A 12,693-nucleotide genomic window follows, 5' to 3' on the forward strand; every position below is an offset into this window, starting at 1 on the left:
CATGAGCTTTTGTGAAAAACAACTAGGAAGGTGTTTCATCTAGTTCCTTTAAAAGTTGACTTGCTTGATGAGCTAGGAGTTCAATTAAAGCAATGACAGGGATTTGAGTGGTTGTATTGACTGACTTATCTGCAAATGGAGAACGTTCGTCGGGCATATAATAGGAGATGTTGTAGTCAGCCAAGCGGGCAATAGTTGAATGTTGATTGTTGGTAATGCTTAGCACTTTGGCGCCAGCTGTTTTAAAGTCGGTCATTTGTTTAATCATTTCATTGGTTTCCCCAGATACAGACAGAATCAAGGCTAATGTATTTTCAAATCCGCGCTTGGGGATAGGCGTAAAGGGGTCAGCAATACTGTAAGAATTGATATTTAAGTTGGCAAAATAACGACTACCATAACTACCTAAAATTCCGCTAGTACCAATGCCAGTAAAGGCAACGTGACGTGCTTGAACAATCATTTGAATTGCTGGACGAAGCATTTCGTAATAGGTTTCTTGGTTTAATTTTTTTAAAAAAGCATCGACGTGAACCGTGGCATCATAAAAATTTTCAAACGTTTGTGTTTGTTTGGCTTCTTCTTTCACTGCATATTTTAATTCGGAAAAACCAGCATAGCCCATTTTGTTACAAAATCGTAGAATCGTTGAGGTGGAGACATGACAGGAAGTAGCCAGTTGGCGAATGGTCTGTTGAGGGATTTGGTGCAGGTGTTCCAATACATAATGGTAAACGAGCATTTCTAATTCATTCAAGGTCTGAACCTTCTCTAAATCAAACAAAGTAATCCTCCTTTATATAAAAACTGAATATGTTATTTTTTTGTGTAAATCAAATAAACCAATTCTTATTTTTCTTGAAAAAAATGTAAAATAACTCAATAAAAAGTTTCTTATTTCCTATTTTACAAAAAGTAGCCCAATTATCCTAGTTTTTCTCTTTTTTCTTTTAAAAATAACAATGCGCACCCCTAGAGTTTTTTGAGAAAACAAGCTAAAATAGATAAGAAGAGAAAAGGAGGCGTTGATGTGGCACGGGAAGTAATTTTATTTATTGCAGCGAGTATTGATGGTTTCATTGCGGACAAAGCGGGCGGTGTTGCTTGGTTAGAAGAGAATATTCGTGGCGATGAAGAAGATCGTAGTTACGATGAAATGTATGAAAAAATAGACACTGTGGTAATGGGGCGGACTACTTATGATCAAGTGACACAAGAATTGTCCCCAGATGTGTATTTTTATGAAGACAAGCATTCTTATATCATTACCTCTCATCCAGAACCATCAACTGCTTCAAGAACTTTTACCAAGGAAGATCCAGTCACATTAATTCGTCGTCTCAAAGAAGAAGACGGCGCGGGAATTTGGATTGTTGGAGGCCCAAAAGTGGTTCAACCGCTTTTGGCAGCTGATTTAATTGATACCTTCATTTTGACGACAATACCACTGTTTCTGGGTGAGGGCATTGCTCTATACGAGACAATGGCTCAATCAATCCCAGTTCGTTTAAAACAGGTTTATCAAAAAAATGAGTTGGTTTATTCGATTTATCAACGTGAAAACAAAAATTAAAAAATAATTATTCGGTTGGGCAAGTTGCTTTCAAGGTTTTGAGTTTCTCATAGGGCGAGAGGAACAAAGCAACAGTTGTCTAGCCGTTTGTGTTGTTTTTGATTGACAAAGAAATGGTAGAGGAGAAAAAAATGAAACATCAGATCAAAAGAAGGTTGTATATTTCACCTGTTCAAACAATTGTCTTAGGCTTTTTTCTATTAATTGTTGTAGGCACAATCTTATTAATGATGCCTTTTTCTGCACAAGCTGGACAAAAAACGCAATGGATTGATGCTTTTTTCGTGGCAACTTCCGCCGTCTGTGTTACAGGGCTTTCGCCTTTGAATACGGCGGAACATTGGAGTCCTATCGGGCAAGTTATTATTATGATTTTGATTGAATTAGGCGGCTTAGGCTTTTTAACCGTTGCCACGATTTTCTTTAGTTTGCTACGGAAAAAAGCGTCACTAAGTGTACGGATGTTGTATCAAGAAGCTTTAAATGTTAGTGAAGTTTCCGGAGTTTTTCGTTTAATGAAATATATTATGAAGTTTGCGGCCATTATTCAATTACTTGGAGCCTTCTTGTTGTCCTTTCAATTTGTGCCAACATTTGGGTGGAAAAAAGGGATGTTTTTTAGTCTCTTCCATGCCGTTTCGGCATTTTGTAATGCTGGCTTTGATTTGCTAGGGGATAGTATGGTTCCTTATCAAAATTCGCCTTATCTTTTACTAGTCATTAGCTTTTTAATTATAGCTGGCGGCTTAGGATTTATTGTGTGGCGCGATATTTTTGCAATGATTAAAGGCTATAAAAATAAAATTAAGCACCGTGTTAGTATTCATACACGCCTTGCTTTAACGGTGACCACCACCTTTTTAGTCTTAGGGACCGTTATTTTTTACATTTCAGAATATCGCCATTTTCCAGCTGACATGTCTTTTTGGCAGCGTCTTGTCAACAGTTGGTTCTTGTCGGTTACACCAAGAACGGCTGGCTTTTATTCAGTTGATTATTTGAAAATGAGTAATCCAGGCCTGATTGTCACGATTTTGTGGATGTTTATTGGTGGCACTTCAGGATCAACCGCTGGCGGCTTGAAAACCACTACGTTTGGTGTGCTATTTTTACAATTTCGTGCAATTTTTAAAGGGAAACAGCGAGTGGAATTCCATGAACGCACAATTCCTGAGCGAGTAGTGCTCCAAGCATTTACTTTGTTCTTCTTGGCAACTTTTTTATGTGTAACTGCTTCGGTTATTCTCTCGTTTACAGAAACATTACCTTTAAAAAACGGGATTGAGTATATTGTTTTTGAAGTGATTTCTGCATTTGGAACGGTCGGTTTAACAATGGGGTTAACACCAGATTTAACTGTTTTTGGTAAACTGGTGATTATTTTTCTAATGTTCGTCGGTCGTGTGGGTGTGTACACGGTGTTATTGTCATTAATTAAGAAAGGCTTGGAAAGTCAGTCGAAAGTTCAATATCCAAAAGAATCAGTGATGATTGGTTAATAGAGAAAGAGGGAAATAGAATGGAATTTTTAGGTATTTTATGTTTGATTTTAATTACAACGACTTTAGCAGGTGTTGCTTGTAAAAGAGTAGGAATTCCTGCGGTAATTGGGCAATTGCTAGTAGGGATTGTGTTAGGTCCAGCGATGTTAAATATTGTGCATCAAGATGTGTTTGTGCATGACTTTTCAGAAATTGGTGTCATTATGCTGATGTTTATTGCTGGAATGGAATGTGAATTGGAATTATTGAAAAAATATGCGAAACCTAGTGTCATGGTCGCTATTTTGGGCATCGTTTTACCGGTTGGTTTTACTATGTTGATTGGTCAGCTGTTTGCTTTTTCTTGGAAAGAAGCTTTTTTCCTTGGGTTAGTTTTAGCAGCAACGTCGGTCAGCATTTCAGTAGAAGTATTAAGAGAGTTGAATGTTTTAAGTAGTAAAGAAGGTGCAACGATTCTTGGGGCTTCCGTCGTTGACGATATCGTGGTCGTGATTATTTTAAGTGTTGCTGTCGGCATGATTGGTGCAAGTACAGGCGGCAATACAGAAGTCAGCTTTATTGTTAAGTTAATTGAACAAGGCTTATTCTTTATTGGGATTTTCTTTTTGGTCCGCTTTATCGCTCCCTATTTACTACGTTTAAGTCAAAAAATGAACATTGGGTCGTCTGTGATTATCATGTCATTGATTATCTGTTTGGGCATGGCTTATTTGGCTGATTTAGTTGGTTTAAGTTCTGTCGTAGGTGCCTTTTTTGCAGGGATTGCTGTGGGACAAACGGATGCAAAAACAGAAATTGATTTCAATATTGAAGCTATTGGCTATGCCGTGTTTATTCCCGTCTTCTTTGCCAGCATTGGCTTATCAGTGACATTTAACACGTTAGGAAAAGATTTACCTTTTATTTTGGTAATGACGATTATGGCGATTTTAACGAAATTACTGGGCGGCGCCTGGGGAGCGAAAATGGTTGGTTTCTCCAATACAAGTTCTTTAATGGTCGGTGCTGGGATGGTTTCGCGTGGGGAAATGGCATTAATCATTGCGCAAATTGGCTACCAATCTAAATTACTTTCAGAAGCGTATTATACGAGCATGATTGTGGTAATTATCTTAACGACCTTAGTTGCACCGTTCTTATTGAAATACTTTGTTAAAAAACAAGAATCTGCGTTGCAATAAAAAAAGATGAGCAGAAGTTGTTGACAAAAAAATAAAATAGCTATATGATGAGTTCAAGATAAACGACTACATTTGTAGTCGATAACCTTGAACTCTTTTTTTATTGATGAAGGAGGAATTTAACGAGTATGGCAAAAGATAAATTAGCGACAATTACTGATGCAGAGTGGGAAGTCATGCGGGTTATTTGGACCCAAGGCAAAACCACGAGTCGTGAAGTTCATACACTTTTAAATGAGAAAAAAGAATGGAAATCAACGACCGTCAAGACGTTACTAAGTCGTTTAACAGATAAAGGGTTAGTTGGGACGGAGAAAGCAGGCAATAAATATATTTATTATCCGCTAGTAGAAGAACGTCGGAGCGTTGAAACGGTGGCAGACGAACTTTTAGCCAAGGTGTGCAGCCGTAAAGTTGGTTCCGTGGTAGAAACAATTTTAACAGAGAGTCAGTTGAGTTATGACGATTTGGATCGATTAGAGGAACTCTTGAAAGAGAAGCGCAAGACGGCGGTTGAATCTGTCCCTTGTAACTGTATTCCTGGTCAATGCCAATGTCATTTAATTTAAAAAGGAGTGAAAAAAATGGAAAGTAAAACGTTTGATATTGAAGGGATGAGCTGTGCTTCCTGTGCCCAAACGATTGAAAAGGCTACGGCGAAGTTACCTGGGATGGCAAAGGCAAGTGTCAATTTAGCTACGGAAAAATTAAGTGTCACGTATGATCAGACGGAAGTCACAGAAGAAGAAATTAAGGAAGCTGTGTCAGATGCTGGCTACAAGGCGATTAGCCCAGCCCAGCAACGAACGTTTGCGATTGAAGGAATGAGTTGTGCTTCCTGTGCCCAAACGATTGAAAAAGCTGTGAACCAATTATCTGGTGTTCAACAAGCGATTGTTAATTTAGCCACGGAAAAACTGGTGGTTAGTTATGACGACCATCAAGTAACGAGTGCTGAAATTATCAAAGCAGTTACGGATGCAGGTTATCAAGCGACAGAAGAAGTCGCTGCAGGTGCAACAGCGGACCAAGATCGTGAAAAGAAACAAAAACATATTGCTGAGATGTGGCAACGTTTTTGGATCTCATCGGTGTTTACAGTACCACTTCTTTATATTGCGATGGGACATATGGTAGGCTTACCATTGCCGGATTTTTTGAATCCAATGACACATGCGACGACCTTTGCAATGGTTCAATTGATTTTGACGTTACCCGTTCTATATGTCGGCAGAGAATTTTTCACAGTTGGTTTTAAAGCATTATTTAAAGGGCATCCGAATATGTTTTCTTTGGTGGCTTTAGGAACCAGTGCTGCTTTTGTGTATAGTTTATATGGCACAGTCATGATATTCTTAGGAGATACAAGTTTTACAATGGCTCTTTATTATGAATCAGCGGGTGTTATTTTAACTTTAATTACATTAGGAAAATATTTCGAAGCTGTTTCAAAAGGGAAAACCTCAGATGCGATAAAAAAATTAATGGGTTTGGCGCCGAAAACTGCTCATATTTTACGTGATGGCGCAGAAATTGAAGTGCCAGTTGATGCTGTTCAGTTGGATGACATTGTGATTGTTCGCCCAGGAGATAAAATCCCTGTTGATGGAGTGATTGTTTCAGGCAGTAGTTCTGTGGATGAAGCCATGTTAACGGGCGAAAGTTTGCCTGTTGAAAAGAAAGTCGGTGATGCAGTAATTGGTGCTAGCATCAATAAAAATGGCAGCTTTCAATTCAAGGCGACAAAAGTGGGAAAAGAGACGGCCCTTGCCCAAATCATTCAATTAGTGGAAGATGCGCAAGGCTCAAAAGCGCCGATTGCACAATTAGCTGATAAAATTTCGGGTGTTTTTGTCCCAATCGTTATTGGTTTGGCTGTTCTTTCTGGCTTGGCTTGGTTCTTTTTAGGACAAGAGTCATGGATTTTCGCTTTGACAATTACCATTTCTGTGTTAGTGATTGCTTGTCCTTGTGCGCTCGGCTTGGCAACGCCGACTGCGATTATGGTGGGAACAGGTAAGGGCGCTGAAAATGGCGTTTTAATTAAAAGTGGGGATGCTTTAGAAACCACTCACAAAATTCAAACAATCGTGTTTGATAAAACAGGAACTATTACAGAAGGCAAACCGGTGGTTACAGATATTTTAGTTGCTGATTCAGCACTTTCAGAAGCTGAGTTACTAACATTAGCAGCTTCTGCAGAACAAGGATCAGAACATCCTCTAGGTGAAGCAATTGTGGGAGCGGCTAAAGAACGTCAATTGCCATTAGTAGAAGGAAGCGATTTTTCAGCGATTCCAGGTCACGGCATCCGTGTGACAATCAACGAACGAGTCCTACTTTTGGGCAATATAAAATTAATGAAAGAAGAAGGCATTGAGCTATCAACGTTTGTTCAACAAGCGGATCGTTTGGCAGAAGAAGGGAAAACCCCAATGTTTGTGGCAAAAGATGGTTCGTTTGCGGGTATCATTGCGGTAGCAGATACTGTGAAGGATAGCAGTCAAACAGCCATTGCACGTTTGCATAAAATGGGGATCGAAGCCGTGATGATTACGGGAGACAACAAACGTACTGCCGAGGCGATTGCAAAACAAGTAGGTATCGATCGTGTCTTAAGTGAAGTTTTACCAGAAGATAAAGTGTTAGAAGTGAAAAAACTACAAGCAGAAGGCAAAAAAGTTGCGATGGTGGGTGACGGTATTAATGATGCACCAGCACTTGCCCAAGCAGATGTGGGGATTGCTATTGGTTCAGGCACAGATGTTGCAATGGAATCGGCCGACATTGTGCTAATGCGTAGTGATTTAATGGATGTGCCTACAGCAGTTGAATTAAGTAAAGCGACCATCAAAAACATCAAAGAAAATCTTTTCTGGGCATTTGCCTATAATACATTAGGTATTCCAGTGGCTATGGGTGTGTTACACTTATTTGGTGGACCTTTGTTAAGTCCGATGATTGCAGCAGCAGCTATGAGTTTTAGTTCAGTCTCTGTCTTACTAAACGCCTTACGCTTAAAAGGATTTAAACCTTCGACGGTGAAAAAAACTAGTGGAAGTCAAAAATAAAATTGAAAAGGATGAAGTGAAATGGAAAAAACAGTAAAAATTGATGGGATGAAATGTGATGGCTGTGTTCAAGCGGTCACTGAAAAATTTAGTGGAATTGACGGCGTAACAAATGTTGCGGTTCACTTGGCAGATCAAACAGCCGTTGTAACAGCAGATCGTGAAGTAAGCCAGGATGAACTGAATACCACGTTGGCAGATACAAAATTCAAGGTTGTCAGCGAATAACAAAAAAACAGGGCCTACCATCATGAGTAGACCCTGTTTTTTTGTTATGGAAGTTTTGCTTTGATTTCCTGATAAATCTTAGTTGTTTCTTGACCCTCACGCGCAGTATAATAATAAACTTTCTTCCGCGTTTCTATTTTCAGAATCGGATGACTTTTTGTATAAATTAGTAAATAAGCAGGTTTTCCAGCGACTTTAAATTCTCCTGTTAAGTAACTATCTGTCGCAGCACCCATTGTGCGGATGCGTTCTTGAGGTAAGTCATCAATCAAAGAAACAGCAGTGATTTGGTTAAAAGGAATTGACCTTGTTTTTGCTAATGGGGCAGATAACTCAATTTGTTTCTTTTCAATAGTTGCTTGAAAGGCATGACTAGAAAAATCATTTATAAACATCGGCACTGTGGCAAAGAACAGCACCGCAATCGTTAAAATACCAGTAGCGGCTAGAATAATTTTCCCAGCAGGCCGTCCTAGGTTAATGGATAAATTCATACCAATGCGATCAGGAACCATGATTTTGGGGTCCTTTGGATTGATATAAATCCCATACCGCCAATATTGATCATCATCCCCATAGCGATAATCGCCAGCCTGTAAAACGAATTGATCTTGTTTTTTGCGCATTGAAAATAGGTAGTAGAAGAGAAAGCCTACATAAACAAACAAAAGAATAAAATAACAAAAAGTAAGGGCCATCGCAACCGTATAATCAATTACAATTGTGAAAGTTGGTAAAATGGTTAGCGGTGCAAAAACTAAGGCGGATAAAACCATTAAAACAGACCAATGATGCCGAAATAAATCATTGATTTGCTGATTAATTTTTGAGTCACTAGTTAGCGGTTTGACAGGTAAGCGTGAAATAAAATAATAGCCGCCAATGAACAAACTTAACATCAAAACAGTAATTAAGAAAAGAATCCAGGAACCAATCGCCGTTTGCAAGGAATAAAAGCCCCCAGCAAAAGTAAGAATAATTGCAGGTAAAAACCACCAAAATGAAATAAGTTTCTGGTTTTTATTTAAAACTAATTGCGTATCGATTAAGAGAGGACGCTTAGGTAGCAACCAGCCGTTTTGCATTTTTAAAGCGGCCATTTTGCGAATATAAACGATTTGCAGATAGTAGCCACTGCCAATAAAACTAAATAAAAGTAACAGAAAAAGGAACAATAAAATCGAATCATAAGGAATAAATAACAAAGGTAAACTAAGAACACTAAAAACGGCTGCTAGTTGAACCAAGCGTTTTTTATAACGTTTTCGGATTGCTTGAACGCTGGGATCTTGTAGTTTATCTTCTGGTAAAGTGTTTTCCAAAATAATATTTTTGTGAGGATTTGCATAAATCCCCATAGTAAATGCCATAAAAAAAGCGACAGAAACTAGGATGAAATAAAAGAATACCGCCATTATAATGCACGCCCTTTCGAATCAAAATTTTGATAAATTTTCTGAATAAGTGCTTGGATTTCTGCTTCGGATTGCTGATGTAAAAAACTTTCAGCCAACAGAAGTTCTAAACGCTCATGCAATTGCTGTTGCCAAACAGCGGTAGCAGGTAACTTTGCGGCAATTTTGGTGCCGTTACGACGGTCAGTCACAATATAACCTGATTGCTTTAACTTATTATAAGCTTTTGAAACAGTCATCATATTGACCCCGATTTCGTCCGCCAATTGTCGGATAGAAGGCAAACTTTCATTGGGAACCAGTTCACCTTTGGCAATGCCTACAATGATTTGATCAATGAGTTGCTGATAGATGGGCTGTTCGCTTTGTTCATCTATTTCTAAAAGCATCGAATCACTCCTGTCTTATTTGTGCTATCTGTATTATATATACTAATACAAAAAGAGTTGGAAAGCAAGGAATTTAGAGTAAATGGTTGTTTCTGTTTAAAGAGAAGCATATAATGAAGAAGAACGTAAAATGAAAGGACGATGAAAATATGACAGCAATTGAACCAAAATTAACAGAGAAATTCCATCAAGATTTCTTGAACAATAATAAACAAAATGCCTTACAACGTAGTGTAGTAAAAAATGGTATCAGCGCTTCAGGTGAATCTGTACAAGGAGCCGTGAATAACGTACCCGTCTTTTCAGTCGACTTAGCTACTGGAAAAGTGGCCAATCAAAAACAAAGCGGTCGCTGCTGGATGTTTGCGGCATTAAATACATTTAGACATAGAATGTTAAATGCGTTTCAATTAAAAGATTTTGAATTATCACAAAACTATACATTTTTCTGGGATAAATATGAAAAATCAAATTATTTCTATGAAAATATTATTGCAACAGCCGATCAACCGTTGACTAGTCGTAAAGTGGCCTTTTTATTAGCGACACCACAACAAGATGGTGGGCAATGGGATATGATCGTTTCAATTTTTGATAAATATGGCGTAGTGCCTAAAACGGCAATGCCTGAAAGCAGCAATAGTTCCAATTCACGTGATTTAAACAACTATTTAAATAAAAAATTACGCAAAGATGCAACAATTTTACGTAGTTTAATTGAAAAAGGCGCTTCTGCTGAAGAAGTCCAAAAAAACAAAGAAGCAATGTTACAAGAAATTTATAATTTCTTAGCAATCTCTTTAGGAACACCGCCAGAAACCTTTGATTTTGAATACCGTGACGAAGAAAAAAATTATCATTTGGATCAAAATCTAACACCGCAAACATTCTTTGAAAAATACGTTGGCGTTAATTTACATGATTATGTAAGTATTATTAATGCTCCTACAGAAGATAAACCCTTCAACAAAACATACACTGTTGAAATGTTAGGGAATGTTGTCGGCGGCAAAGAAGTTAAATATTTAAATGTAGAAATGGCTGCTTTCAAAAAATTAGCTGCTGCACAATTGGAACAAGGCGAATCTGTTTGGTTTGGTTGTGATGTCGGACAATCTTCAACACGTGACACAGGAATTATGGCATTAGACGTTTACGATATGAACGATCTTTTTGATATTGATTTTACGATGACTAAAGCAGAACGTTTAGACTTTGGTGAAAGCTTAATGACACACGCCATGGTTTTAACAGGTGTTGATATCGTTGATGGTCAAACAACAAAATGGAAAGTGGAAAATAGCTGGGGCGAAAAAGTCGGTGAAAATGGCTTCTTCGTTATGAGCGATGCGTGGATGGACGAATACACTTATCAAATCGTTGTGCACAAAGATTTATTAACTGATGAACAGAAAAAAGCTTGGGAACAAGCGCCAACTGTTTTGGCACCTTGGGATCCAATGGGAGCATTAGCATAAAACAGAAAAAGAAGGCCTCCGCCGTCATGGCGGGGCCTTCTTTTTACGTTGGGCGGCGAACTTCACGGATTTCGCCCAATGTTGTATAATCATTGCCTGCTAAACGAGCAATCGGTTGGAGTTTTTCAGGTAAAATGTACTGATGTTCTTCATCGAAAACGGCTGAATCAAAATAGAAATCGGTAATTTCTACAATGAATAAATCCGTAATAATTTGACCTTCATGGTTAGCAATAGGTACATATTGATGTAAGCGAGCTTCCATCCGAATCGGCGCGGCTTTGATTGCTGGAACAGCAACAGTCTGGCTGGCAATGGTTTCAATACCGAATGTGTCAATTTCACTGATCTCTGCTGCTAAAGGTGCCGAAGTCTGATTCATTTGAGTAAGAACGTCTTCGTTAACGAAATGGATGACAAGTTCTTTAGTAGCCAAGATGTTTCGTGCCGTATCTTTAGGCTCTTCGTCTGGTCGTAAAATGGACAACGTTGCTAAAGGAATTTCAGCTGCCGCCGCATTAAAGAAACTAAAGGGAGCAGCGTTGACGACACCTGTAGCTGTATCTTGTGTTGTAACCCAAGCGATTGGCCGAGGAATAATACTTCCTGATAAAAATTTATACGCTGTTTTTGCAGATAACTCGTTACTATTGTAATGAATCATAGGAGCCTCCTAGAAAAAATACTAATTTCTTTGAACATTCGCATCTGAAGTATCGAAAGGACGCACAAATTCTTCAATCCCTGCCCGTTTTGGTTCTAAAAATGGCGGTAATGATAATTTTTCGCCAGCGTGTTCATAGGTTTCATCCTCTAAAAATCCAGGACCATCGGTTGCCAGTTCAAATAAAACATGTGTTGCTGCCAAGAAATATTCAGATTTAAAGTAAAAACGTTCCACAAAGCCAGAATTAGGAAATTCCAAACGATTAATTTTTTCAATCCAGAAACGTAGTGCTTCCTCATCGGCAACGCGCAAGGCTAAGTGATGGACATTGCCGTAGCCTTCTTGAGCCGCTGGCAAATCTTCCCGATGCTCTACGATGATGCTGGCACCATTCCCACCTTCGCCAACTTCAAATAAATGGAAACTACCTTCAGCATCAATCAATTTGAACCCTAAAACTTCAGTTAAAACTAGTTGCAGATGTTCGTAATTTTCGACAGTTACAAAGGCTGGACCTAAGCCGATTAAAGCATGTTCACTAGGGACGTTAGATTTTTTCCAAGGCGTGCCAGCCGCAACACCTTGGTTCTTTTCATCAGAAATAAGTTGGTAACGTTGATTGTCAAAATCTTCAAATTCTAAATACTTTTTACCAAAACGTTCTTGAATTTCTCCATGATCAATTGCATATTCATTAAAGCGTGATACCCAGTAATCCAAAGCAGCATCATCTTTTACACGGAAGGAAGTACGAGAAATTGTATTGGTTCCTTTGGTTCCTTTAGGTAAGCCTGGGAAGTCAAAGAAAGTCATATCTGTTCCGGGAGAGCCGGCATCATCAGCAAAAAATAAATGATATGTTTCAATATCGTCTTGGTTGACAGTCTTCTTAATTAAACGTAGACCTAAAATATCGGTGAAAAAGTGATAAATTTTTTCGGCACTTGAAGTCATGGCAGTGACGTGGTGTAAACCTAAAATTTGTGTATTCATAATAAAAATCCTCCTAAAAGAAAAATAATTTTTTGATTAATTAACTTACTAAAAGTAAGTTTAAATGATTAGTCCTAAAAATGCAAAAGAAATGTCTCGAATTCGAACTATTATTTTTTAGTTGATTTTTAAAAAAAATAAGAATATAATAGCCTGAGATATTTTAATACATAAACTTTCGTAAACATCGCCGGAT

12 protein-coding genes are annotated in these 12,693 nt (G+C 38.2%); 7 read left to right on the forward strand and 5 right to left on the reverse strand.

Translation table 11 applies throughout. The features are described 5' to 3' along the window. Positions 1-22: 22 nt before the first annotated feature. Positions 23-784 (reverse strand): transcriptional regulator GenR, encoded by a 762-nt coding sequence (genR, locus tag IGL37_RS01265; RefSeq protein WP_002362941.1) that lies wholly within the window; start codon positions 782-784, stop codon positions 23-25. 198 nt (positions 785-982) lie between these two features. On the opposite strand from genR, the gene IGL37_RS01270 reads away from it, so the two are divergent. The 6 genes from IGL37_RS01270 (at position 983) to IGL37_RS01295 (ending at position 7,555) form a co-directional block, all read left to right on the forward strand. Continuing rightward, positions 983-1,573, forward strand: coding sequence for a dihydrofolate reductase family protein (locus tag IGL37_RS01270; RefSeq protein ID WP_002386047.1), 591 nt, complete (start codon positions 983-985; stop codon positions 1,571-1,573). Between the two features lie 131 nt (positions 1,574-1,704). Continuing rightward, on the forward strand, positions 1,705-3,072 hold the full coding sequence (locus tag IGL37_RS01275) for a TrkH family potassium uptake protein (protein ID WP_080296940.1): 1,368 nt from the start codon (positions 1,705-1,707) through the stop codon (positions 3,070-3,072). A 20-nt stretch (positions 3,073-3,092) separates the two neighbouring features. Beyond that, positions 3,093-4,256: a cation:proton antiporter gene (locus tag IGL37_RS01280; RefSeq protein ID WP_002355211.1), complete on the forward strand. Its 1,164-nt coding sequence runs from the start codon at positions 3,093-3,095 to the stop codon at positions 4,254-4,256. Between the two features lie 128 nt (positions 4,257-4,384). Continuing rightward, positions 4,385-4,825 (forward strand): CopY/TcrY family copper transport repressor, encoded by a 441-nt coding sequence (locus IGL37_RS01285; protein ID WP_002358353.1) that lies wholly within the window; start codon positions 4,385-4,387, stop codon positions 4,823-4,825. A 15-nt stretch (positions 4,826-4,840) separates the two neighbouring features. Beyond that, on the forward strand, positions 4,841-7,327 hold the full coding sequence (locus IGL37_RS01290) for a heavy metal translocating P-type ATPase (protein ID WP_016627736.1): 2,487 nt from the start codon (positions 4,841-4,843) through the stop codon (positions 7,325-7,327). Positions 7,328-7,348: 21 nt separating this feature from the next. After that, positions 7,349-7,555 carry a heavy-metal-associated domain-containing protein gene (locus IGL37_RS01295; RefSeq protein ID WP_002355215.1) on the forward strand — a complete coding sequence of 69 codons (207 nt, stop codon included), beginning with the start codon at positions 7,349-7,351 and terminating at the stop codon, positions 7,553-7,555. A 44-nt stretch (positions 7,556-7,599) separates the two neighbouring features. Here IGL37_RS01295 and IGL37_RS01300 read toward each other — a convergent pair whose 3' ends face one another. Continuing rightward, the gene (locus tag IGL37_RS01300) at positions 7,600-8,970 is read right to left on the reverse strand and encodes a DUF5808 domain-containing protein (RefSeq protein WP_010709190.1); all 1,371 of its coding nucleotides are present in this window, start codon (positions 8,968-8,970) and stop codon (positions 7,600-7,602) included. Then, positions 8,970-9,359 (reverse strand): GntR family transcriptional regulator, encoded by a 390-nt coding sequence (locus IGL37_RS01305; RefSeq protein ID WP_002358356.1) that lies wholly within the window; start codon positions 9,357-9,359, stop codon positions 8,970-8,972. Before IGL37_RS01305 ends, IGL37_RS01300 begins: the two co-directional genes overlap by 1 nt. Before the next feature lie 149 nt (positions 9,360-9,508). On the opposite strand from IGL37_RS01305, the gene IGL37_RS01310 reads away from it, so the two are divergent. After that, positions 9,509-10,837: an aminopeptidase C gene (locus IGL37_RS01310; RefSeq protein WP_002358357.1), complete on the forward strand. Its 1,329-nt coding sequence runs from the start codon at positions 9,509-9,511 to the stop codon at positions 10,835-10,837. Between the two features lie 43 nt (positions 10,838-10,880). Here IGL37_RS01310 and IGL37_RS01315 read toward each other — a convergent pair whose 3' ends face one another. Both IGL37_RS01315 and IGL37_RS01320 read right to left on the reverse strand, forming a co-directional pair. Continuing rightward, positions 10,881-11,501, reverse strand: coding sequence for a flavin reductase family protein (locus IGL37_RS01315; RefSeq protein WP_033918203.1), 621 nt, complete (start codon positions 11,499-11,501; stop codon positions 10,881-10,883). A 21-nt stretch (positions 11,502-11,522) separates the two neighbouring features. Continuing rightward, positions 11,523-12,497, reverse strand: a complete 975-nt coding sequence (locus IGL37_RS01320; RefSeq protein WP_002355221.1) for a ring-cleaving dioxygenase — start codon at positions 12,495-12,497, stop codon at positions 11,523-11,525. Between the last annotated feature and the right edge of the window lie 196 nt (positions 12,498-12,693).

It is taken from the genome of Enterococcus sp. AZ119 (genome assembly GCF_050546175.1).
GTDB lineage: Bacteria > Bacillota > Bacilli > Lactobacillales > Enterococcaceae > Enterococcus > Enterococcus faecalis.

What these genes read in the sequence shown, in the direction of transcription:
- IGL37_RS01315 (WP_033918203.1), bottom strand. Translation starts at nt 11,501, where the DNA reads ATGATTCATTACAATAGTAACGAGTTATCTGCAAAAACAGCGTATAAA.
- IGL37_RS01280 (WP_002355211.1), top strand. Translation starts at nt 3,093, where the DNA reads ATGGAATTTTTAGGTATTTTATGTTTGATTTTAATTACAACGACTTTA.
- IGL37_RS01305 (WP_002358356.1), bottom strand. Translation starts at nt 9,359, where the DNA reads ATGCTTTTAGAAATAGATGAACAAAGCGAACAGCCCATCTATCAGCAA.
- IGL37_RS01290 (WP_016627736.1), top strand. Translation starts at nt 4,841, where the DNA reads ATGGAAAGTAAAACGTTTGATATTGAAGGGATGAGCTGTGCTTCCTGT.
- IGL37_RS01295 (WP_002355215.1), top strand. Translation starts at nt 7,349, where the DNA reads ATGGAAAAAACAGTAAAAATTGATGGGATGAAATGTGATGGCTGTGTT.
- IGL37_RS01300 (WP_010709190.1), bottom strand. Translation starts at nt 8,970, where the DNA reads ATGGCGGTATTCTTTTATTTCATCCTAGTTTCTGTCGCTTTTTTTATG.
- IGL37_RS01275 (WP_080296940.1), top strand. Translation starts at nt 1,705, where the DNA reads ATGAAACATCAGATCAAAAGAAGGTTGTATATTTCACCTGTTCAAACA.
- IGL37_RS01320 (WP_002355221.1), bottom strand. Translation starts at nt 12,497, where the DNA reads ATGAATACACAAATTTTAGGTTTACACCACGTCACTGCCATGACTTCA.
- IGL37_RS01310 (WP_002358357.1), top strand. Translation starts at nt 9,509, where the DNA reads ATGACAGCAATTGAACCAAAATTAACAGAGAAATTCCATCAAGATTTC.
- IGL37_RS01285 (WP_002358353.1), top strand. Translation starts at nt 4,385, where the DNA reads ATGGCAAAAGATAAATTAGCGACAATTACTGATGCAGAGTGGGAAGTC.